Source organism: Inhella crocodyli (assembly GCF_004004565.1).
GTDB classification, from domain to species: Bacteria; Pseudomonadota; Gammaproteobacteria; order Burkholderiales; family Burkholderiaceae_C; genus Inhella; species Inhella crocodyli.
In genome coordinates, this window is record NZ_SACM01000002.1 from 542,810 (window position 1) to 563,476 (window position 20,667).

At 69.8% G+C, this 20,667-nt stretch carries 20 protein-coding genes; 18 read left to right on the forward strand and 2 right to left on the reverse strand.

All coding sequences use genetic code 11. The features are described 5' to 3' along the window. The first annotated feature begins 18 nt into the window (after window positions 1–18). Window positions 19–897 (forward strand): carbonic anhydrase, encoded by an 879-nt coding sequence (locus EOD73_RS10550; protein ID WP_205702446.1) that lies wholly within the window; start codon window positions 19–21, stop codon window positions 895–897. On the opposite strand, the gene EOD73_RS10555 is transcribed toward EOD73_RS10550, so the two are convergent. Beyond that, window positions 881–1,231, reverse strand: coding sequence for a hypothetical protein (locus EOD73_RS10555; RefSeq protein WP_127682940.1), 351 nt, complete (start codon window positions 1,229–1,231; stop codon window positions 881–883). The two genes, EOD73_RS10550 and EOD73_RS10555, sit on opposite strands and share 17 nt — an antisense overlap. Before the next feature lie 253 nt (window positions 1,232–1,484). On the opposite strand from EOD73_RS10555, the gene mraZ reads away from it, so the two are divergent. From mraZ to EOD73_RS10640, 17 genes are all read left to right on the forward strand, one after another. Continuing rightward, the gene (gene mraZ / locus EOD73_RS10560; RefSeq protein WP_127683008.1) at window positions 1,485–1,913 is read left to right on the forward strand and encodes a division/cell wall cluster transcriptional repressor MraZ; all 429 of its coding nucleotides are present in this window, start codon (window positions 1,485–1,487) and stop codon (window positions 1,911–1,913) included. A 10-nt stretch (window positions 1,914–1,923) separates the two neighbouring features. Further along, window positions 1,924–2,868 carry a 16S rRNA (cytosine(1402)-N(4))-methyltransferase RsmH gene (rsmH, locus tag EOD73_RS10565; RefSeq protein ID WP_127682941.1) on the forward strand — a complete coding sequence of 315 codons (945 nt, stop codon included), beginning with the start codon at window positions 1,924–1,926 and terminating at the stop codon, window positions 2,866–2,868. A 15-nt stretch (window positions 2,869–2,883) separates the two neighbouring features. Continuing rightward, window positions 2,884–3,180, forward strand: coding sequence for a cell division protein FtsL (ftsL, locus tag EOD73_RS10570; RefSeq protein WP_240660671.1), 297 nt, complete (start codon window positions 2,884–2,886; stop codon window positions 3,178–3,180). Continuing rightward, window positions 3,177–4,970 carry a peptidoglycan D,D-transpeptidase FtsI family protein gene (locus EOD73_RS10575; protein ID WP_127682943.1) on the forward strand — a complete coding sequence of 598 codons (1,794 nt, stop codon included), beginning with the start codon at window positions 3,177–3,179 and terminating at the stop codon, window positions 4,968–4,970. Before ftsL ends, EOD73_RS10575 begins: the two co-directional genes overlap by 4 nt. Continuing rightward, a complete protein-coding gene (locus tag EOD73_RS10580; protein WP_127682944.1) occupies window positions 4,970–6,469 on the forward strand; it encodes a UDP-N-acetylmuramoyl-L-alanyl-D-glutamate--2,6-diaminopimelate ligase in 1,500 nt (499 codons plus the stop codon). The genes EOD73_RS10575 and EOD73_RS10580 overlap by 1 nt, the downstream gene beginning before the upstream one ends. After that, complete coding sequence (locus EOD73_RS10585) at window positions 6,466–7,866, forward strand: UDP-N-acetylmuramoyl-tripeptide--D-alanyl-D-alanine ligase (protein ID WP_127682945.1); 1,401 nt, start codon at window positions 6,466–6,468, stop codon at window positions 7,864–7,866. Before EOD73_RS10580 ends, EOD73_RS10585 begins: the two co-directional genes overlap by 4 nt. Continuing rightward, window positions 7,863–9,041 (forward strand): phospho-N-acetylmuramoyl-pentapeptide-transferase, encoded by a 1,179-nt coding sequence (gene mraY / locus EOD73_RS10590; protein ID WP_127682946.1) that lies wholly within the window; start codon window positions 7,863–7,865, stop codon window positions 9,039–9,041. Before EOD73_RS10585 ends, mraY begins: the two co-directional genes overlap by 4 nt. Window positions 9,042–9,043: 2 nt before the next feature. Continuing rightward, entirely contained in the window at window positions 9,044–10,930 is a 1,887-nt protein-coding gene (locus EOD73_RS10595) for a Mur ligase family protein (RefSeq protein ID WP_127682947.1), read from the forward strand. After that, window positions 10,930–12,249: a putative lipid II flippase FtsW gene (gene ftsW, locus EOD73_RS10600; protein ID WP_127682948.1), complete on the forward strand. Its 1,320-nt coding sequence runs from the start codon at window positions 10,930–10,932 to the stop codon at window positions 12,247–12,249. Before EOD73_RS10595 ends, ftsW begins: the two co-directional genes overlap by 1 nt. Continuing rightward, window positions 12,246–13,340, forward strand: coding sequence for an undecaprenyldiphospho-muramoylpentapeptide beta-N-acetylglucosaminyltransferase (murG, locus tag EOD73_RS10605; RefSeq protein ID WP_310733055.1), 1,095 nt, complete (start codon window positions 12,246–12,248; stop codon window positions 13,338–13,340). Before ftsW ends, murG begins: the two co-directional genes overlap by 4 nt. Beyond that, window positions 13,337–14,740 (forward strand): UDP-N-acetylmuramate--L-alanine ligase, encoded by a 1,404-nt coding sequence (murC, locus tag EOD73_RS10610; RefSeq protein WP_127682949.1) that lies wholly within the window; start codon window positions 13,337–13,339, stop codon window positions 14,738–14,740. Before murG ends, murC begins: the two co-directional genes overlap by 4 nt. Window position 14,741: 1 nt before the next feature. Next, on the forward strand, window positions 14,742–15,719 hold the full coding sequence (locus EOD73_RS10615; RefSeq protein ID WP_127682950.1) for a D-alanine--D-alanine ligase: 978 nt from the start codon (window positions 14,742–14,744) through the stop codon (window positions 15,717–15,719). A 9-nt stretch (window positions 15,720–15,728) separates the two neighbouring features. Further along, window positions 15,729–16,574, forward strand: coding sequence for a cell division protein FtsQ/DivIB (locus EOD73_RS10620; protein ID WP_127682951.1), 846 nt, complete (start codon window positions 15,729–15,731; stop codon window positions 16,572–16,574). Continuing rightward, window positions 16,574–17,800, forward strand: a complete 1,227-nt coding sequence (ftsA, locus tag EOD73_RS10625; protein ID WP_127682952.1) for a cell division protein FtsA — start codon at window positions 16,574–16,576, stop codon at window positions 17,798–17,800. Before EOD73_RS10620 ends, ftsA begins: the two co-directional genes overlap by 1 nt. Window positions 17,801–17,895: 95 nt before the next feature. Then, the gene (ftsZ, locus tag EOD73_RS10630) at window positions 17,896–19,137 is read left to right on the forward strand and encodes a cell division protein FtsZ (protein ID WP_127682953.1); all 1,242 of its coding nucleotides are present in this window, start codon (window positions 17,896–17,898) and stop codon (window positions 19,135–19,137) included. An 85-nt stretch (window positions 19,138–19,222) separates the two neighbouring features. Next, complete coding sequence (gene lpxC / locus EOD73_RS10635; protein WP_127682954.1) at window positions 19,223–20,158, forward strand: UDP-3-O-acyl-N-acetylglucosamine deacetylase; 936 nt, start codon at window positions 19,223–19,225, stop codon at window positions 20,156–20,158. Between the two features lie 10 nt (window positions 20,159–20,168). Then, a complete protein-coding gene (locus EOD73_RS10640; protein ID WP_127682955.1) occupies window positions 20,169–20,351 on the forward strand; it encodes a hypothetical protein in 183 nt (60 codons plus the stop codon). A 13-nt stretch (window positions 20,352–20,364) separates the two neighbouring features. Here the strand turns inward: EOD73_RS10640 and EOD73_RS10645 are convergent, their stop codons facing one another. Continuing rightward, window positions 20,365–20,667 carry a hypothetical protein gene (locus EOD73_RS10645; RefSeq protein ID WP_127682956.1) on the reverse strand — a complete coding sequence of 101 codons (303 nt, stop codon included), beginning with the start codon at window positions 20,665–20,667 and terminating at the stop codon, window positions 20,365–20,367.

A 20,667-nucleotide genomic window follows, 5' to 3' on the forward strand; every position in this document is an offset into this window, starting at 1 on the left:
GCGGCCGATGATGGCGGCATGAACTGCCCTTCGCGTCCGACCCTCCTGCCGCCCCTCGCGGCGCTGTGCCTGGCCCTGGCCGCCCTGCCGGGGGCCCAAGCGCAGGAGTCCGACCTGCGCCAGCGCCTGGCCGAGCGCCTGGCGCAACCCGACGCGACCGGTGCGGTCAAGGCCGTGAACCGCGGCGCGACCCGACCGGGCCCGGCCAAGGCGGCCGCGCCCAAGGTGCGCTGGGGCTACACGGGCGAGGGCGCACCGGAACGCTGGGCAGAGATCGACCCGGCCAATCGCCTGTGCGGCGTCGGCACCCGGCAATCGCCCATCGACCTGCGCGACACCTTCAAGGTCGACCTCGACAAGATTCAGTTCGACTACAGGCCCAGCGGCTTCTCGGTGTTGGACAACGGCCGCACCGTGCACGTGGCGGTGGAGCCGGGCAATCACCTGACGGTGCAAGGGGTGCGCTACGCCCTGACGCACTTCCACTTCCGCCGGCCCAGCGAGGAGCGCATCCAGGGCAAGCAGTTCGACATGTCGGTGCAGCTCTTCCACCAGAACGAGGCCGGCCGCCTGGCCGTGCTGACCGTGCTCCTGGAGCGCGGAGACGACCAACCGGTCGTGCAGCAGGTCTGGAACCACCTGCCGCTGGAGAAGGGCGACACGCAGAAGGGCCTGGTGCCCATGGACCTCTCGGCCCTGCTGCCCAGCGACCCGGCCTACTTCACCTACATGGGCAGCTTGACCACCCCCCCTTGTACCGAGGGCGTGCTCTGGTTGGTGATGCGCCAGCCCGTGGGCATCAGCGCCCAGCAGCTGGCGATCTTCGAGAAGCTCTACCCGATGAACGCCCGGCCGATCCAGGCCGGCTCGGGCCGCATCGTCAAAGAAAGCCTGTGAGCCACTGACGCGACGCGGCCACGGCCGCGTGCCAGTCGGGCGCCGCGCCCGCTGCCCCCAAGCCCCACAGGCCCGCCGCGAGCAGCGCGCACAGCAGCGCGCTGCCGATCAGCGCGCGCAAGACCCAGCCCCCAGCCAGCGCCCAGCGGCTGGGCTGGGACAGCCCGTACACCGCCGGCGGCGCCGGCCGCCAGGCCGCAAAGCCTTGCGCCACCACGCCGGCGCCCAAGAGCACGGCCAGCGTGGCCCAGGGCAACTGGGTCAGGACGCGGGCGGTCAACGCCAGGGCGCTCAGGGCCACGGCAAGCAGCAGGTGTTGGGCAAGGCGGGACATGGTGGTGCGGGGAGGCGGGCGGCCAGCATGCTACGGGGACATCCTTAGTTCCTGAGAGAGTACTTTTGCTAACCCTCGCAAGTGCTTCATTTGTTTCAGTTTTTACCGTTGAACCCTGTTCAAAAACGCAGGCTAAGTGCTTGATGCGCTTGTACTTTTTCGTGTTTTAGGGGGTCGCCAAGGCTTCGCTAGGAGGTAAAGTAGAAAAAAGTGGGATAAACGGGAAAAGCGAAGCGTCATCGTGGCAACTGGGGTGTTCACCGGACCGTCGGCCTTGGCCATGGATGCCAAGGGGCGTCTGGCCATGCCCACGCGGCACCGCGAGCCCCTGCAGGCCCTGTGCGGTGGCCGCTTGACCCTGACCAAGCACCCCAGCGGCTGCTTGATGCTGATCCCCGAGCCCACCTGGCAGGCCATGCTGGAGGAGCTGCTCAAGCTGCCCATGGAAGCCGCCGGCTGGCGCCGCTTCTTGCTGGGCAGCGCCCAAGAGGCCGAGATGGACGGCGCCGGGCGCCTGCTCATCGCGCCCGAACTGCGCACCTTCGCCAAGCTGCAGCGCGACCTGATGCTGATGGGCGTGGGTCGTCACTTCGAGCTGTGGGACGCCGCCACCTACGCACTGGACGAGGCCAAGACCATGGACTCGCCCATGCCCGATTCGCTGAAATCTTTCGTCTTCTGAAGGGGTGGCGATGACGGACACCCTGAGCCCGGCCGCCGAACGGGCCCACGCCACCGTGCTGCTGCACGAGGCGGTGGACGCCCTGCTGCACGCCGAGGCCAACCCCAACGGCGTCTACGTGGACGGCACCTTCGGCCGCGGCGGGCACAGCCGCCTGCTGCTGTCGCGCCTGGGGCCGCACGGCCGGCTGATCGCGCTGGACCGCGACCCCGACGCCCGCGCCGCCGCCGCGCAAATCCAGGACGCCCGCTTCTCGCTGCACCACGCCCGCTTCTCCGAGGTGGCCGAGGTGCTGGCCGAGCTCCACGTGCCCGCCATCCACGGGCTGCTGCTCGACGTGGGCGTGTCCAGCCCGCAGATCGACGAACCCAGCCGCGGCTTCTCGTTCCGCAACGACGGGCCGCTGGACATGCGCATGGACCCGACGCGCGGCGAGTCGGCCGCTGACTTTTTGGCCCGCGCCGACGTGCGCACCTTGACGGAGGTGATCAAACACCATGGCGAAGAACGGTTTGCTTTCAAGATTGCAACGGCGCTTGTGGCTCGCCGCGACGCAGGGCACCCTCTCACCCGCACCCGCGAGCTGGCCGAGCTCGTGGGCCAGGTCGTCAAAACCCGCGAGCCGGGCCAGGACCCTGCGACACGCACGTTTCAGGCTCTACGGATTCACGTCAATGCCGAGCTTGAAGAGCTCCAGGGCGCCCTGAACGCGGCCCTGTCCGTGCTGGCGCCCGGCGGTCGTTTGGCCGTGATCAGCTTCCACTCGCTGGAAGACCGCATGGTCAAGCGCTTCATCACCGCGCACAGCAAGGACGAGCCCGACCGCAACGCCCCCTTTGCGCCGCCCAAGGCGCTGCCGCTGCGCGCCGTCGCCCGCATCCACCCCGGCGACGCCGAGGTGGCCGCCAACCCCCGTTCTCGCTCGGCCGTGTTGCGCGTGGCCGAGAAGCTTTGATCTATGTGGGTCCGCATGAACGTCCTGCTGTTGATCGCCCTCGTGGTGTCCGCCGTGCTGCTGGTGCGTCAAACCTACGAGGGGCGCCGCCTGTTCGCTGACTTGGAGCGCGCCAAGGCCGAAACGCGCAAGCTGGAGGCCGACGTGCACCGCCTCCAGGCCGAGCGCGAGGGCGAGGCCACGAACCTGCGCGTCGAGCAGCTCGCGCGGGACCGCCTGCAAATGCGCCCCATCACCCCGGCCTTGACCCTCGGCGCGGCGGCGTCGGCGGCGCCGGCGGCGTCCACGCCGGCCTCGGGGAGCGTGCGATGAGCTGGTTCGGCAAAAAGCAAGGCGACGCCGCCACCACCGTGTGCTACGGGCAAAGCCCGCTGCTCGCCAGCCCCACGCCCGTGCTGCGTTCGCGCGTGCTCCTGGCGCTGGTCGGCCTGTCGTTCGCCGGCCTGCTGGGCCGGGCCTTCTACGTGCAAATCTGGGCCGAGGACTTTTTCCAAGCCCAGGGCGAGGCGCGTTTTGCCGCCACCCTGGAGCTGCCCGCCAGCCGCGGCCGCATCCAAGACCGCCACGGCAACGTGCTGGCCACCAGCGTGGCCACGCCCTCCATTTGGGCCGTTCCCCAAGAGGTGGACCCGGACCCGGGCCGCCGCGCCGAGCTGGCCAAGCTGCTGGGCCTGAAGCCCGCCGAGCTCGACGCCAAGTTGGACACCGAAGGTCGCTTCGCTTGGTTGCGCCGCCAGGTCGACGACGAAACCGCCCAAGCGGTGAAGAAGCTGGGCCTGAAGGGCGTCTACCAAGACCGCGAGTACCGCCGGCAGTACCCCGAAGGCGAGGCCAGCGCGCACGTCGTGGGCTTCACCAACCTCGAGGACAAGGGCCAAGAAGGCATCGAGCTGGCCTACCAAAAGAGCCTGCAGGGCAAAGACGGTCGCCGCGAGGTGCTGCGCGACCGCCTGGGTCGCATCGTCGAGGACATGAACAACACCGTGCCCGCGCTGCACGGCCACGACGTGCAGCTCAGCCTGGACGCCAAGGTGCAGTTCTTCGCCTACCAGTACGTGCGCGACGCCGTGGCCGAGCACAAGGCCAAGGCCGGCAGCGCCGTGGTGCTGGACGCGCAGACCGGCGAGATCCTGGCCCTGGCCAACTACCCCAGCTTCGACCCGAGCAACCGCAAGAACTTGACCGGCAACCAGCTGCGCAACCGCGCGCTGACCGACGTGTTCGAGCCGGGCTCCACCATGAAGCCGCTGGTCATCGCGCAGGCCCTGGAAAGCGGCCGCGTCAAGCCCGACACCGTGTTCAACGTGGCCCCCCGCTCCGTCACCATCAGCGGCTGGCACCCCACCGACGTGCACGCCTACGGCGACCTGACCGTGGCCGGGATCATCCAAAAGAGCAGCAACGTCGGCACGGTGAAGCTGGCCATGCAGATGCCGGCCAAGGAGCTGCACGAGGTGTTCAGTGGCGTGGGCCTGGGCCAACGCCCGCAGCTCGACTTCCCCGGCGCCGTCAGCGGCCGCCTGCGGCCCTACAAGAGCTGGCGGCCCATCGAACAGGCCACCATGAGCTTCGGCTACGGCCTGTCGGCCAGCCTGTTGCAACTCGCCCGCGCCTACACCGTCTTCGCCCACGACGGCGAGCTGCTGCCCATCACCCTGTCCAAGCGCCAGCCGGGTGAGGTGGTGCAAGGCGCCCGTGTCTTCTCCCCCGAAACCGCCCGCGCCGTGCGCGAAATGCTGCAGCTGGCCGCCAGCGAAGGTGGCACCGCGCCCAAGGCCCAGGTGCTGGGCTACAGCGTCGGCGGCAAGTCGGGCACGGCGCACAAGAACGTCGAGGGCGGCAAGGGCTACGCCAGCAACAAGTACCGCAGCTGGTTCGTGGGCCTGGCGCCCATCAGCAAGCCGCGCATCGTGGTGGCCGTGATGGTCGACGAGCCGAGCAACGGCGTTTACTACGGCGGCGCGGTGGCCGCGCCGGTGTTCAGCAAGGTCGTCGAGCACACCCTGCGCTTGATGGGCGTGCAGCCCGACCTGGACGTGCACAGCCAAATCGTCGCGCGCAATGCGCACAAGGGCGACGCGCCCGTGTTGGAGAGCTTCTGATGGGCACGACCGCGTTGAAGAGCCCCGACGCCGCCGTTCGCTGGCTGCAGCAGTGGTGCACGGGCACCCTGCGCACCGACAGCCGCGCCGTGCAACCGGGCGACGCTTTCATCGCCTGGCCGGGCTACGCCAAAGACGGGCGCAGCTTCGTGGCCCAGGCCTTGGCCGCGGGCGCCTCGACCTGCTTGGTGGAGGCCGAAGGCCTGGCCGCTTTCGACTTCCACGACGCGCGCGTGGCCGCTTTGCCCGACCTCAAGCGCCACACCGGCGCCATCGCCGCGGCCTACCTGGACGCCCCGACCGAGGCCATCGACGTCGTGGCCGTCACCGGCACCAACGGCAAGACCAGCACCGCCTGGTGGACGGCCCAAGCCTTGAGCCTGGCCGGCCGGCGCTGCGGCGTGGTCGGCACCCTGGGCGTGGGCGAGCCGCCCAGCCCCGACGGCCGCCGCGCCGCCGCCATCGACTACACCGGCCTGACCACGCCCGACCCCGTGCGCCTGCAGCAGGGCTTTGCCGCCATGCGCGACGCCGGCTTTGCGGCCTGCGCCATCGAGGCCAGCTCCATCGGCATCGAAGAGCACCGCTTGGCCGGCACGCGCATCGCCGTCGCCCAGTTCACGAACTTCACGCAAGACCACCTCGACTACCACGGCGACATGGCCGCCTACTGGGCCGCCAAGCGCAAGCTCTTCGACTGGACCGGCCTGCGCGCCGCGGTGGTGAACGTGGACGACCCGCGCGGGGATGAACTGGCCGCCGAACTGTCTGGCCTGGACGTCTGGACGGTGGGTTTGGCGAACGTGGGTCAGATGGCGCGCTTGAGCGCCCGCGACGTGCACTACACCGCCCAGGGCCTGGCCTTCACGGTGGCCGAGGGCGCGCAGTGCGTGCCCGTGCAAACCGGCTTGATCGGCGACTACAACGTGCACAACTGGTTGGGCGTGCTGGGCGCACTGCGCGCCTTGGGGATTGGCCTGGAAGACGCTGTTGCCGCTTGCGCGCCCGTCACGCCCGTGCCCGGCCGCATGCAGCGCATCGGCCACGGCCGCGAATTGCCGCTGGTCGTCGTGGACTACGCCCACACGCCCGACGCACTGGACAAGGCCCTCTCCGCCCTGAAGCCCCTGACCGCCGCGCGCGGCGGCCGCTTGCACGCCGTGTTCGGCTGCGGCGGCGACCGCGACCGCACGAAGCGCCCCTTGATGGGCGCCATCGCCGCCCGCGTGGCCGACCGCGTGGTGATCACCAGCGACAACCCCCGCACCGAAGACCCGGCGCGCATCCTGGCCGACATCGCGGCCGCCGCGCCGCAAGCGATGCAGCAGGCCGACCGGGCCTTGGCCATCCGCGAGGCCGTGCTGGCCGCCGACGCGCGCGACGTGATCGTCGTGGCCGGCAAGGGCCACGAGGACTACCAAGAAGTGCAGGGCGTGCGCCACCCCTTCGACGACGCGCAGGTGGCCCGCGCCGCGCTGCTGGAAAGGGCCGGCCTGTGAACTGGACCCTCGGCGAAGCCGCCCAGGCCCTGCAGGCGCGGGGCCTCACCGTGGCCCTGGTGGGCGACGCGGCGACGCCCTTCGCCCGCGTGCACACCGACACGCGCAGCCTGCAGCCGGGCGACCTGTTCGTCGCCCTGGTGGGCGAGCGCTTCGACGCGCACGACTTCCTGCCGCAGGCCCAGGCCGCTGGCGCCGTGGCCGCCGTGTCGGCGCGCCCGCTGCCCGCTGGCCTGCCGGGCTTGGTGGTGAGCGACACCCGCCAGGCCCTGATGCAGCTGGGTGGTGCCTGGCGCGCCCGCAAGCAGCTGCCTTTGATCGCCGTCACCGGCAGCAACGGCAAAACCACGGTCACGCAGATGCTGCACAGCATCCTGCGCGCCTGGGTGGGCGAGGGCGCCTTCGCCACCCAAGGCAACTTCAACAACGACGTGGGCCTGCCGCTCACCTTGCTCCGGCTCCGTCAAAACGAAGACGGGCAGTGGCACCGCGCGGGCGTCGTCGAGGTGGGCATGAACCACCCCGGCGAGATCGCCCCGCTCTCCAAGCTGGTCGCGCCCACCGTGGCCCTGGTGAACAACGCGCAGCGCGAGCACCAAGAGTTCATGGCCACGGTCGAGGCCACGGCGCACGAGAACGGCGCGGTGTTCGCCGCCCTGGGTCCGGCCGGCGTGGCGGTGTTCCCCGCCGACGACCCTTGCGCGCCCATTTGGTGGGAGCTGGCCGGCGACCGCCCCCACATGACCTTCGCCCGCACGGGCCAGGCCGACGTCACCGTCGACGCCCTCTGGGCCAGCACGGCCACCGGCGGCCACTGGGCGATGCAGATCCACACGCCCGCCGGCGAGCTGCCCGTGGCCCTGCCCATGCCGGGCGAGCACAACCTGCGCAACGCGCTGGCGGCCACCGCCTGCGCGCTGGCGGCGGGCGCGCCGCTGGCCGCTATCCGCAGTGGGCTGGAGTCGTTCCAGGCCGCCAAGGGCCGCTCGCACCTGCAGCCCCTGCGCTGGAAGGGCGCCGACGCGCGGCTCGTGGACGACAGCTACAACGCCAACCCCGACAGCGTGCGCGCCGCCATCGACCTGCTGGCCTCGCTGCCCGCGCCGCAGTGGCTGCTGCTGGGCGACATGGGCGAGGTGGGGGCCCAAGGCCCGGCCTTCCACGCCGAGGTCGGGGCTTACGCCAAGGCCCGGGGCATCGCCCACGTCTGGCTGGCCGGTGAGGCCTGCCTGCACGCGCTGGCCGCCTATGGCGCCGGCGCTCGCCACTTCGACGACGCCGCGGCCCTGGCCGCGCACCTGCGCGAAGGGCCGGCCGCCGCCAGCCTGCTCGTCAAGGGCTCGCGCTTCATGCGCATGGAACAGGCCGTGGCCGCCCTCAAGGAACTTTCCGAATGATTTACGCCCTGTCCGAGTGGCTGCAAGCGCTGTACCCCGAGTGGGGCTTCCTGCGCGTCTTCCAGTACATCACCTTCCGCGCCGTGATGGCCGCCATGACGGCACTGCTCATCGGCCTGGCCTTTGGGCCTTGGGTCATCCGCTACCTCACCAGCCTGAAGATCGGCCAGCCCGTGCGCGAGTACGGCGTGCAGTCGCACCTCAAGAAGAGCGGCACGCCCACCATGGGCGGCGTGCTGATCTTGATCGGCATCGGCGTCAGCACCTTGCTGTGGTTCGACTGGACCAACCGCTTCGTCTGGGTGGTCATGATCGTCACCATGGGTTTCGGCGCCATCGGCTGGGTGGACGACTGGCGCAAGGTCGTCGACAAGAACCCCGAGGGCATGCGCAGCCGCGAGAAGTTTTTCTGGCAAACGCTCATCGGCCTGCTGGCGGCCTTCTACCTGGCGTTCTCGGTGTCGGAGACCAGCTTCCTGCGCGTGGTCGAGCTGTTCTACCGCTGGGTGGCCAGCGGCTTCTCCACCGAATTGCCGCCCAAGGCCGACCTGCTGGTGCCCTTCTTCAAGACCATCAGCATGCCGCTGGGGGTCTGGGGCTTCATCCTGATGAGCTACTTCGTCATCGTGGGGGCCAGCAACGCCGTCAACTTCACCGACGGCCTGGACGGCTTGGCCATCATGCCGGTGGTGCTGGTGGGCTCGGCGCTGGGCGTATTCGCCTACGTCACCGGCTCCAGCGTGTTCAGCAAGTACCTGCTGTTCCCGCACATCCCGGGCAGTGGGGAGCTCCTGATCTTCTGCGCCGCCATGGCCGGTGCCGGCCTGGCCTTCCTGTGGTTCAACGCGCACCCGGCGCAGGTCTTCATGGGCGACGTCGGCGCACTGGCCCTGGGCGGTGCGCTGGGCACCATCGCCGTCATAACCCGGCAAGAGATCGTGCTCGGGATCATGGGCGGCATCTTCGTGGCCGAGACCCTGAGCGTGATGCTGCAGGTCGGCTGGTTCAAGTACACGAAGAAGAAGTACGGCGAGGGCCGCCGCATCTTCAAGATGGCGCCGCTGCACCACCACTTTGAAAAGAGCGGCTGGACCGAGACGCAGGTCGTCATCCGCTTCTGGATCATCACCATGCTGCTGTGCCTGGTGGGTTTGGCGTCCCTCAAGCTGCGCTGAACATGCTCAACGCGCTCGCCTCCCAATCGGTTTTGGTCCTCGGCCTCGGGGACTCGGGCCTGGCCATGGCCGACTGGTGCGCGCGCCAAGGCGCCCGCGTGCAGGTGTGGGATTCGCGCGATGCCGCCCCGCAAGACACCGCCTTGGCCGAGCGCGTGCCCGGAGCCCAGCGCCTGCGCGGCGCCCTCGAACTGGCGGCCTTGGAGGGCGTGCAGCGCGTGCTCAAGAGCCCGGGCCTGGCGCCGCACGACGCGCGCATCGCCCCGCTGCTGAGCGCCGCGCGCGAGCGCGGCATCGCCGTGCAGGGCGAGTTGGACCTGTTCGCCGAAGCCCTGGCCGCCTTGAAGGCCCGCTGGCAGTACGCGCCCGCCGTGCTGGCCATCACCGGCACCAACGGCAAGACCACGACCACGGCGCTGACCGGCCTGCTGTGCGCCGCCGCCGGCCGGCGCGTGGCCGTGGCCGGCAACATCGGCCCGACGCTCCTCGACACCCTGCGCGAGGCGCTCGAGGCCGAGGGCGGCGAGGCGGCTTTGGATGCCGCCGTGCAGGCCGCGGCCGACGCCACGGCCGCGCGCCTGGCGGCCGTTCAGCCCTTGCCGACCGACGACGAAGCCCCCGACGCCGATGCCGCAGCGATGCTCGCGGCGCCTGCCGGCCCGGAGGCCGCGCCCGAGGGCGGAGCCGAGGCGCCGGTCGCCGCGCCCGACCAGGCCGAACTGCCCCTCGTCGACGAGCAAGGCGTCAGCCTGGCCCAGCTCGACGCCATGCTGCAAACCCACGGCCTGCCCATCGACGGGCCGCCGCCGCTGCCGCCGCAGTTCGCCGCCTTGCCGCAGGTGTGGGTGCTGGAGCTGTCGAGCTTCCAGCTCGACGCCGTGCAAGGCTTCCAGCCCGACGCCGCCGTCGTGCTCAACCTCACGCAAGACCACCTCGACTGGCACGGCGACATGGCGGCCTACGGCGCCGCCAAGGCCCGCGTCTTTGGCAGCGCCGCACCCGACGCCGGCCTGTGGGTGATCAACCGCGACGACCCCTTGGTGGAGGCCCTGGTGCCCACGCCGCCGCCTCCGCCCATGGGTGCACGCGGCAAGCCGCTCAAGGTCACGGTCAAGTGGTCGCCCCCGCGGGTCTGCCGCTTCGGCCTGAACGCCCCGCAAGCCCCGGGCGACTTTGGCCTGGTCGTCGAAGCCGGCATGGCCTGGCTGGTGCGCGCGCTGCCGGCCGACGACACGCCGATCAAGGGCAAGCGCGGCGCCAAGGCCGACGACGAGCTCCAACTCCAACGCCTGATGCCGGCCGATGCGCTGCGCATCCGCGGCCGTCACAACGCCGCCAACGCGCTGGCCGCGCTGGCCCTGGCCACGGCCATCGGCTGCCCGCTCGCCCCCATGCTGCACGCGCTGCGCGACTACCGCGGCGAGCCGCACCGCGTCGAGTTCGTGCTGAACCTGGGCGGCGTCGACTTCGTGGACGACAGCAAGGGCACCAACGTGGGCGCCACGGTGGCCGCCATCGCCGGCCTGGCCGCCGACCGCGAGGGCAGCCGCCTGAGCCTGCTGCTGGGCGGGGACGGCAAGGGCCAGGACTTCACGCCGCTGCTGGAACCGATCCGTCAGCACGCCCGCGCCGTGGCCTTGATCGGCCGCGACGGCCCCGCGCTGCTGGACCTGCTCGCGCCGCTGGCCCAAGCCGGCCTGCCCGTGGCCCTGCACGCCGACCTGCCCGCCGCCACGCGCTGGGCCTTCGAGCGGGCCGAGCCGGGCGACACCGTGCTGCTCAGCCCGGCCTGCGCCAGCCTGGACATGTTCAAGAACTACGCCCACCGGGCCGAGGTCTTCGTGGCCACGGCGCGTGAGATTGCGGCGGACCGCGGGGAGGTGCTGTGATGGCCAAGCTCCCGGGTTGGCAAGGCTTGGGTGCGGCGGGCGACAGCGCCAGCGCCAGCGCCAGCGCCAGCGCCAGCGAAGGCGGCCTCAAGGCTTGGCTGGCGCGGTGGCGCGGCGGCAGCGAGGCCGCGATGACCCTGCCCGTGCGCGATGGCATCCACATCCGCGACAGCCAGCCCAGCCGTGCCCACGGCTTCGACCTGATGCTGGTCTGGATCGTGGTGTGCTTGCTCTGCCTGGGCCTCGTGATGGTCTATTCCGCCAGCATCGCGCTGCCCGACAATCCCAAGTTCGCGCGCTACTCGGCCACGCACTTTTTCAGCCGCCACATCCTGGCCATCGTCATCGGGCTGGGCGTCGCGTCGGTGGTCACCCTGGTGCCGCTGCGCCTTTGGGAGCGCCTGACACCGGTCTTGGTCATCGCCGCTTTCGTGCTGCTGGTGGTCGTGCTCATTCCCGGCGTGGGCAAGGGCGTGAACGGCGCGCGGCGCTGGCTGCCCCTGGGCATCATGAACTTCCAGCCCTCGGAGTTGGCCAAGTTCGCGATGGCCATGTACGCCGCCAGCTACATGGTGCGCAAGATGGACTTGCGCGAAAACTTCCTCCGGGCCGTGACGCCGATGCTGGTGGCCCTGGGCTTCATGGGCATGCTGCTGCTGGCCGAGCCCGACATGGGCGCCTTCATGGTGATCGCGGCCATCGCCATCGGCGTCTTGTTCCTGGGTGGCGTGAACATGCGCATGTTCGCGCTGGTGCTGGCCGTGCTGCTCGGCGCCTTCGTGCTGATGATCACCTTCAGCGAGTTCCGGCGCGAGCGCATCTTTGCCTACCTCAACCCCTGGGACGAGAAGTACGCCCAGGGCAAGGCCTACCAGCTGACGCACAGCCTGATCGCCTTCGGTCGTGGCGAGTGGTTCGGCCAGGGCCTGGGCAACAGCGTGGAAAAGCTGCACTACCTGCCCGAGGCCCACACCGACTTCGTGCTCGCCGTCATCGGCGAAGAACTGGGCTTCGTCGGCGTGCTGATGGTCATCGCCGCCTTCTTCTGGCTGACCCGCAAGTGCTTCTTGATTGGCCGCCAGGCCATCGCGCTGGACCGCGTGTTCGCCGGTCTGTACGCGCAGGGCATCGGCATCTGGATGGGCGGCCAGGCCTTCATCAACATCGGCGTGAACCTGGGCGCCTTGCCCACGAAGGGCCTGACCCTGCCGCTGATTTCCTTCGGCGGCTCGGCCATCTTGATGAATCTGATCGCGCTGGCTGTCGTGTTGCGCGTTGATCTTGAGAACCGACAAATGATGCGAGGAGGCCGCTCGTGAGCCGCCACCTCGTCGTCATGGCCGCCGGCACCGGCGGGCACGTGATCCCCGGCCTGGCCGTGGCCACCGAGCTGCAGCGCCGCGGCTGGACCGTGAGCTGGTTGGGAACGCGCACCGGCATGGAGAACCAACTCGTACCGCGAACGGGCATCCCGCTCGACACCATCGCCTTCAACGGCCTGCGCGGCAAGAACGTCGTGCAAACGCTGCTTGGCGGCCTGCGCCTGCTCAAGGCCTTCTGGGACTGCCGCGCCATCTTGAAGCGCCGCAGCGCCGATGCCGTCTTGGGCATGGGCGGCTACGTCTGCTTCCCCGGTGGCTTGATGGCCAGTTGGCTCAACCGGCCCCTGGTGCTGGTCAACGCCGACGCCACTTTGCTGCTGTCCAACAAGGCCCTGCTGCCCTTGGCCGACCGCGTGGCCTTCGGCTTCGACGGCCCCGCCGCACGGAGTACGAAGCAGGGCCTGGTCACCGGCAACCCGGTGCGCCAGGCCATCGCCGACCTGCCGGCGCCGGCCGAGCGCTTCGCCGGCCGCAGCGGCCCCTTGCGCGTGCTGGTGGTGGGCGGCTCGCTGGGCGCGCGCGCGCTGAACCAGGCCGTGCCCGCCGCGCTGGCCTTGCTGCCGGCCGACGCACGGCCGCGCGTGCTTCACCAAACCGGCAACGCCAACCTCGCCAGCGTTGAGGCCGATTACGACGCGCGCGGCCTGCAGGCCGAGGTGCGGCCCTTCATCGACGACATGGCCGCCGCGCTGGCCGAGGCCGATTTGGTGATCTGCCGCGCTGGCGCGGTCACCGTCAGCGAGTTGTGCGCCGCCGGCGTCGCTGCGGTGTTCGTGCCCCTGGTCGTCAGCACCACCGCGCACCAGCGCGACAACGCCCAGCACATGGCCGCCCAAGGCGCGGGCCTGCACCTGCCGCAGGCCGAAGCCACGCCCGAGCGCCTGGCCGCGCTGCTGCGCGACACCGACCGTGCCCAGTGCCAAGCCTGGGCCGAGCGCGCCCGTGCCCTGGCCCTGCCGGGCGCCGCCGCGCGCGTGGCCGACGAGATCGAACGCCTGACCCCTGAATCGAAAGGACGTGCCGCATGAAGCACGCCGTCAAACGCATCCACTTCATCGGCGTCGGTGGCGCCGGCATGTCGGGCATCGCCGAGATCCTGCACAACCTGGGCTACCAGGTGTCGGGCAGCGACCAAAACGCCAGCGCCGTGACCGAGCGCCTGGCCGGCCTGGGCCTGCGCATCGCCATCGGCCACGACGCCGCGAACTTGGGCGACGCCCAGGCCGTCGTCGTGTCCACGGCCATCCAGCCCAGCAACCCCGAGCTGCTGGCCGCCCGCGCGAAACCCATCCCCGTGGTCCCCCGCGCCGTGATGCTGGCCGAGTTGATGCGCCTGAAGTCGGGCATCGCCATCGCCGGCACGCACGGCAAGACGACGACCACCTCGCTGGTCACCTCGATCCTGGTCGAGGCCGGCATCGACCCGACCTTCGTCATCGGCGGGCTGCTCAACGCCGCCGGCGCCAACTCGCGCCTGGGCTCGGGCGAGTTCATCGTGGTCGAGGCCGACGAGAGCGACGCCTCCTTCCTGCACCTCAGCCCCGTGCTGTCGGTCGTCACCAACATCGACACCGACCACATGGACACCTACGGCCACGACCTGGGCCGTCTGCACCAAGCCTTCCTGGACTTCCTGCACCGCATGCCCTTCTACGGCGCCGCTGTGGTGTGCAGCGACGACGCCGGCATCCAGGCCGTGCTGCCGCGCATCGAGCGCCCCGTGGTTCGCTACGGCTTCAACGCCGACGCCCAGGTGCGCGCCGTCGACGTGCAGGCCCTGGCCGGCGGCCAAATGGCCTTCACCTGCCAGCGCCGCAACGGCGTGACCCTGCCGGACTTGCCCGTGACCCTGAACCTGGCCGGCGAGCACAACGTGCGCAACGCCCTGGCCGCCATCGCCGTGGCCACCGAGGTGGGCGTGCCCGACGGCGCCATCCAACGCGCGCTGGCCGCCTTCCAGGGCGTGGGCCGGCGCTTCCAGCGCCACGGCGAGTGGCCCACGGCCGACGGCGGCCACTTCACGCTGATGGACGACTACGGCCACCACCCGGTCGAAATGGCCGCCGTGCTGGCCGCCGCGCGCGGCGCCTTCCCGGGCCAGCGCTTGGTGCTGGCCTTCCAACCCCACCGCTACACGCGCACCCGCGACTGCTTCGAAGACTTCGTGCGCGTGATGCAGGCGGCCGACGCCGTGCTGCTGACCGAGGTCTACAGCGCGGGCGAGGCCCCGATTCCCGCCGCCGACGGCCGCGCCCTGGCGCGCGCCCTGCGCCTGGCCGGGACCGAACCCCTGTTCGTGCCCGAGGTGGCCGACATGCCCGCGGCCTTGGCCGGCATGACGCGCGCGGGCGACGTGGTCATCGGCATGGGCGCCGGCTCCATGAGCAGCCTGCCCAAGCGCGTGGCCGAGCACTTCCAGAAGGCTTGAGATGAGCACCCCACCCGTCAACCTGAACATCGACCCGCGCGCGCTGGGCAAGGTCGCCGTCTTGATGGGCGGCAGCAGCGCCGAGCGCCCGGTGAGCCTGATGAGCGGCAGCGGCGTGTTGGCCGCGCTGCAGTCGGTGGGCGTCAACGCCCAGGCCTTCGACCCGGCCGAACGCCCGCTGCACGCGTTGAAGGACGAGGGCTTCGACCGCGCCTTCGTGGCCCTGCACGGCCGCGGCGGCGAAGACGGCTCGCTGCAAGGGGCGCTGGAACTGCTGGGCGTGCCCTACACCGGCTCGGGCGTCATGGCCTCGGCCATCGCCATGGACAAGACCACCACCAAGCGCCTGTGGTCCACGGCCGACATCCCCACGCCCGCCTACCTGAGCCTGTCCCGCGAGGCGCTGACCCGCGAGCGCGTGCGCACCATCCCCGACGAGCTGGGCCTGCCCGTGGTCGTCAAGCCGCCGCACGAGGGCAGCAGCATCGGCATCACCAAGGCCAAGGGCTACTCGCAGATGCAAGACGCGGTGACCTTGGCCCTGGGTTACGACGACGAGCTGCTGTTCGAGCAGTGCATCGAAGGCCCCGAGCTGACCTGCGCCGTGCTGGGCGAGGGCGCCAACGCCGTGGCCCTGCCGGTGATCGAGATCCGCGCCGAGGACGGCAACTACGACTTCGCCAACAAGTACGAGACCGACACCACCCAGTACCTGTTCGGCAGCTTGCCCGCGGCGCTCGAGGCCGAGGTGCAGCGCCTGGTGCTGCAGGCCTACCGCCTGCTGGGCTGCCGCGGCTGGGGCCGCGCCGACATCATGCTGCGCCAAAGCGACCAGCGCCCCTTCCTGCTGGAAATGAACACCAGCCCCGGCATGACCTCGCACTCGCTGGTGCCCAAGGCGGCGCAGCAGGTGGGCATCGACTACCCGCACCTGTGCCTGTGGCTCTTGGCCCAGGCGCGCCTGGACCGCAAGGCCTGAACCCCGACCATGTCCGTCGCCGACGCCCTCCGCGCCCCGCCCGAACTGCCCAGCGATCTCCGCTGGATGCAGTGGGGTGCGCGGGCCTTGTTCGCCGTGGCGGTCGTGCTGGCCGTGCTGCTCGCGGTCCTGTGGGTGGCCAAGCGCCCGGCCTTGCAGTGGCGGCAGATCGTGGTGCAGGGGGACGTGACGCGCAACAGCCTGGCCACCTTGCGCGCCAACGCCTTGCCCCACGTGCGGGGCAATTTCCTGACGACCGACCTGGCCAAGACCCGGGCCGCGTTCGAGGCCGTGCCCTGGGTGCGCCGCGCCGAGATCAGGCGCGTGTGGCCGGCGCAGTTGAAGGTGACCCTGGAGGAGCACCGCGCCGTGGCCACCTGGGACGGCCGGGGCGACTGGGGCGAGCCGCCCTTGGAGCGTGCGCTGCTCAACAGCCATGGCGAGGTGTTTCACGCCAACCTCGGCGAGGTCGAGGACGAGGACCTGCCGCAACTGGCCGGCCCCAACGGCAGCGAGGCCCAGGTCTTGCGCCTGTGGCAAACCCTTGGAGGCCTGTCCGGCCAAGACGATCGCCTGGCGCTGACCCGGCTCGAGCTGAGCGGTCGCGGCTCCTGGCGCGCCACCTGGTCCAGCGGCGCCACGATCGAGCTGGGACGGGGCACCCCCGACGAACTGCTCGAGCGCTACCGCCAGTTCCTGCCCCACGCCCTGGCGGTGGCCCGGCGCTTCAACACCCAAGTGCAGTCGGCCGACCTTCGCCACCCCGACGGTTATGCGCTGCGCCTGGTCGGCATCGGCACCCAACAAACCCCCGCCAAACCGGCGAACAAACCCATCCCCAAGAGGAAACCCTGATGGCCAAGGAATACAAGGACCTGGTGGTCGGCCTGGATATTGGCACGGCCAAGATCATGGTCGTCGTCGGCGAAGTCATGCCCGGCGGCGATTTGCGATTGGCGGGTTTGGGTTTGGCCCCGACCCAGGGTTTGAAACGCGGGGTGGTCGTGAACATCGACGCCACCGTCCAATCCATCCAGCAGGCCTTGAAAGAGGCCGAAATGATGGCCGACTGCAAGATTTCCAGGGTTTTCACGGGGATCACCGGCAGCCATATTCGGGGGCAGAACTCGACGGGCATGGTCATCGTCCGTGACAAAGAGGTCACCCAGGTCGATGTGGCCCGGGTCGTGGAAACCGCCAAAGCCATCAACATTCCCAACGACCAACGGCTCTTGCTGGTGGAACCGCAAGAGTTTGTGATCGACAACCACGAGGTCAAAGAACCCATTGGCATGAGCGGCGGGCGGCTCGAGGTCAAGGTGCATATCGTGACCGGGGCGCAAAGCGCGGCGGAAAACATCGTCAAGTGCGTGCGGCGCTGCGGTTTGGAGGTGGAGCAGCTGGTGCTGAATCCCTCCGCCAGCAGTTTGGCCGCCTTGACCGCCGACGAGCGCGAGTTGGGCGTGGCTCTGGTCGACATCGGGGCCGGCACGACCGACGTGGCCATCTTCACCGGCGGCTCGATCCGGCACACGGCGGTCATCCCCATCGCCGGCGACTTGATCACCTCTGACATCGCGATGGCGCTGCGCACGCCGACGAAGGACGCCGAAGAGATCAAGATCGAGCACGGCGTGGCCAAGCAAATGCTGGCCGATCCGGCCGACAACGTCGAGGTCCCGGGTCTGGGCGATCGGGCCCCGAGATTGCTTTCCAAACAAGCACTTGCCGGGGTTATTGAACCCCGTGTCGAGGAAATCTTTTCCCTCGTTCACCAAGTCATTCGGGAATCGGGCTACGAGGAATTGCTCAGTTCCGGCATCGTTTTGTCGGGCGGCTCGGCTGTGATGCCGGGAATGATCGAACTCGCCGAAGACATCTTCCTCAAACCCGTTCGGCGCGGGAATCCCACCTACAGCGGCCCCTTGTTCGACATGGTCGCCAACCCGCGCAGCGCCACCGTCATGGGTTTGCTCGAAGAGGCCCGCCTGGCCCGCGTCCGGGGTATGAAAGTGCAGCCGCCCGGGTCCATGAAAAACATGATGCAGCGCTTCAAGGATTGGTTCGCTGGCACGTTCTGACGCACTTTCTGGGTCCGATCCCCTAAAAACAGGGACCGACACTCTTTATTTATGAATCGCCGCGAGGCACAATTGCAGGATTACGGAGGTTTGGTATGGCCATTGAAATGATCGAGGAATTCAACCAGGGCGCTCGCATCAAGGTCATCGGCGTGGGCGGGGGCGGCGGCAACGCCGTCGAGCACATGATCGACCAACGCGCCCACGGCGTGGAATTCATCGCCGCCAATACCGACGCCCAGGCGCTGTCCCAATCCCGCGCCGACCAGGTGATCCAGCTCGGTGCCTCGGGCCTGGGCGCGGGCGCCAAGCCCGAAGTCGGCAAGACCGCCGCCGAAGAGGCCGAAGTGCGCATCCGCGACACCCTGGAGGGCACCGACATGCTCTTCATCACCGCCGGTATGGGCGGCGGCACCGGCACCGGCGCTGCGCCGGTCATCGCCAAGGTCGCGAAAGACATGGGCATCCTGACGGTGGGCGTCGTCACCAAGCCCTTCGACTTCGAAGGCACCCGCCGCACCAAGATCGCCGAAGCCGGCCTGGCCGAACTCGAGGCCAACGTCGACTCGCTGATCGTCGTGCTGAACGACAAGCTCTTGGACGTGCTGGGCGACGACGCCACGCAAGACAGCGCCTTCGCCTTCTGCAACGACGTGCTGAAGAACGCCGTCGGCGGCATCTCCGACGTCATCAACCGCCCGGGCTTGGTCAACCTCGACTTCCAAGACGTGCGCACGGTCATGCAAGAGCCGGGCAAGGCCTTGATGGGCACCGCCCAGGCCACCGGCCCCGACCGCGCCGCCAAGGCCGCCGAGCAGGCCATGGCCTGCCCGCTGCTGGAAGGCATCAACCTCACCGGTGCGCGCGGCGTGCTGGTGCTGATCGCCGCGTCGCGCAGCACCTTCAAGCTGGCCGAATCGCGCGCCGCCATGAGCGCCATCAAGCGCCTGGCGCACGAAGACGCCCACGTCATCTACGGCACCGCCTACGACGAAAGCCTGGGCGACGCCCTGCGCGTGACCGTCATCGCCACCGGCTTGGCCGGCCAGGCCCAGCGCCAAGCGCCGGTGCTGGTCGAAACCCGCCGCACCGGCACCGACAACCTGCCGGTGCTGACCCAGGCCGTGTCGCCCGGGGCCGTGCAAGGCAGCGCCACGCAGGGCCTGGCCCCGCACCCCATGATGGGCCAAGGCGCTGGCGCGGGCGGCGACTTCGACCAGCGCAACATGCCCAGCGTGTGGCGCTTTGGTCGCGCCGCCCAAAAGGTGGACGCGCTGGCCGCCTCGGGCGTGGACGACATCGAGATCCCGGCTTTCTTGCGCCGTCAAGCCGACTGAGGCCTCACGGCATTCATCACGCCGATAGAAAAGGCCCGTGCCCTTGCACGGGCCTTTTTGCTTCCAGGCTCCGACAATCCAGTCCATGGTTGCCCAACGAACCCTTCAATCCCTGACCCGCGCCGTCGGCGTGGGCATCCACAGCGGTCGCCGGGTCGAGCTCGTGCTGCGGCCGGCCCCCGTCAACACCGGCCTGGTATTCCGCCGCACCGACCTGGCCCAGCCCGTTGACATCCCCGTGACGCCCTTGAGCGTCTGCGACACGCGCATGGCCACGACCATCAGCCCCGGCGGCGATCCCGGGGCGCCCAAGGTGCAGACCATCGAGCACCTGCTCAGCGCCTGCGCCGGCCTGGGGCTGGACAACCTCGTCATCGACATCAGCGCCGACGAGGTGCCCATCCTGGACGGTTCGGCCGCCAGCTTCGTGTTCCTGCTGCAGTCGGCCGGGATCGCGTTGCAGGACGCCCCCAAGCGCTTCTTGAAGGTCAAGAAGCCCGTGGAGGTGCGCCGCGGCGAAGGCAAGGGCCTCATGTGGGCCAAGCTGGAGCCGCACCACGGCTACACCCTCACTTTCGAAATCGAGTTCGACAACCCGGCCGTGGCCGCCACGGGGCAGCGCACGACCTTCGACATGGGCTCCGGGCTCTACAAGAAGGAAATCGCCCGCGCCCGCACCTTCGGCATGACGGCCGACATCGAACTGATGCGCTCGCGCGGTCTCACGCTGGGCGGCAACATGGACAACGCGATCGTGGTCGACGACTACAAGATCCTCAATGCCGAGGGCCTGCGTTACGACGACGAGTTCGTGAAGCACAAGATCCTCGACGCCATCGGCGACATGCAGGTGGCCGGCCACCCGCTGCTGGCGGCTTACACCAGCTTCAAGGGCGGGCACGCCTTGAACAACTTGCTGCTGCGCGAGCTGCTCAAGGACGAGGCCAATTACGAGATCGTCAGCTTCGACGACGCCCGGGACGCTCCGGCGGGTTTCGCCGAACTGGCCCCGGCCTGGTGAGCCGCCCGTGATGCTGGGTTTTCGCCTCGTCTTCGGCCTGCTGCTGCTCACGGCGCTGGGCCTGCTCGTCACCGCCTGGGTCAAGCGCGACCCACGCTGGCAGCGCCTGGCCGTCAAGCTGCTGATGTGGACCCTGGCCGCGGCCTTCGGCTTCTTCGCCGTGCTCATCGCCGAACGCCTGCTTGGCGGCTGAGGCCGCCCGGCGCTCAGTCGTCGGGTTGGAAGTGCGCCAGCAGGCGCTCGCCCCAGGCCAGTGGGCCGGTGAGCGTCAGGGTCACGGTCACCCAATCGCCTTCGTCCTGGGTGTCGGTGTGGGCGTCCCACACGCCGCCGTCTTCCTCGGGGCCCTGGGGGCCGGGCGCATGGCGCTCGGCCCAGCGCATCACCTGCGCCACTTCGGCGTGCACGGCGGCCCCAAGGTCGCGCTGCGTGCTGGCCATGGCCTCCCAGCAGCCGCGGTCGCCACCGTCGTCGTCGGCCGAGAAGGTCAGGTACTGCAACGCGGGCAT

Bases quoted from the DNA above. Each gene is read 5' to 3' on its own strand.
- EOD73_RS10550 (WP_205702446.1), top strand. From the start codon at position 19: ATGAACTGCCCTTCGCGTCCGACCCTCCTGCCGCCCCTCGCGGCGCTG.
- EOD73_RS10555 (WP_127682940.1), bottom strand. From the start codon at position 1,231: ATGTCCCGCCTTGCCCAACACCTGCTGCTTGCCGTGGCCCTGAGCGCC.
- rsmH (WP_127682941.1), top strand. From the start codon at position 1,924: ATGACGGACACCCTGAGCCCGGCCGCCGAACGGGCCCACGCCACCGTG.
- ftsL (WP_240660671.1), top strand. From the start codon at position 2,884: ATGAACGTCCTGCTGTTGATCGCCCTCGTGGTGTCCGCCGTGCTGCTG.
- EOD73_RS10575 (WP_127682943.1), top strand. From the start codon at position 3,177: ATGAGCTGGTTCGGCAAAAAGCAAGGCGACGCCGCCACCACCGTGTGC.
- EOD73_RS10580 (WP_127682944.1), top strand. From the start codon at position 4,970: ATGGGCACGACCGCGTTGAAGAGCCCCGACGCCGCCGTTCGCTGGCTG.
- mraY (WP_127682946.1), top strand. From the start codon at position 7,863: ATGATTTACGCCCTGTCCGAGTGGCTGCAAGCGCTGTACCCCGAGTGG.
- EOD73_RS10595 (WP_127682947.1), top strand. From the start codon at position 9,044: ATGCTCAACGCGCTCGCCTCCCAATCGGTTTTGGTCCTCGGCCTCGGG.
- ftsW (WP_127682948.1), top strand. From the start codon at position 10,930: ATGGCCAAGCTCCCGGGTTGGCAAGGCTTGGGTGCGGCGGGCGACAGC.
- murC (WP_127682949.1), top strand. From the start codon at position 13,337: ATGAAGCACGCCGTCAAACGCATCCACTTCATCGGCGTCGGTGGCGCC.
- EOD73_RS10615 (WP_127682950.1), top strand. From the start codon at position 14,742: ATGAGCACCCCACCCGTCAACCTGAACATCGACCCGCGCGCGCTGGGC.
- EOD73_RS10620 (WP_127682951.1), top strand. From the start codon at position 15,729: ATGTCCGTCGCCGACGCCCTCCGCGCCCCGCCCGAACTGCCCAGCGAT.
- ftsA (WP_127682952.1), top strand. From the start codon at position 16,574: ATGGCCAAGGAATACAAGGACCTGGTGGTCGGCCTGGATATTGGCACG.
- ftsZ (WP_127682953.1), top strand. From the start codon at position 17,896: ATGGCCATTGAAATGATCGAGGAATTCAACCAGGGCGCTCGCATCAAG.
- lpxC (WP_127682954.1), top strand. From the start codon at position 19,223: ATGGTTGCCCAACGAACCCTTCAATCCCTGACCCGCGCCGTCGGCGTG.
- EOD73_RS10640 (WP_127682955.1), top strand. From the start codon at position 20,169: ATGCTGGGTTTTCGCCTCGTCTTCGGCCTGCTGCTGCTCACGGCGCTG.
- EOD73_RS10645 (WP_127682956.1), bottom strand. From the start codon at position 20,667: ATGCCCGCGTTGCAGTACCTGACCTTCTCGGCCGACGACGACGGTGGC.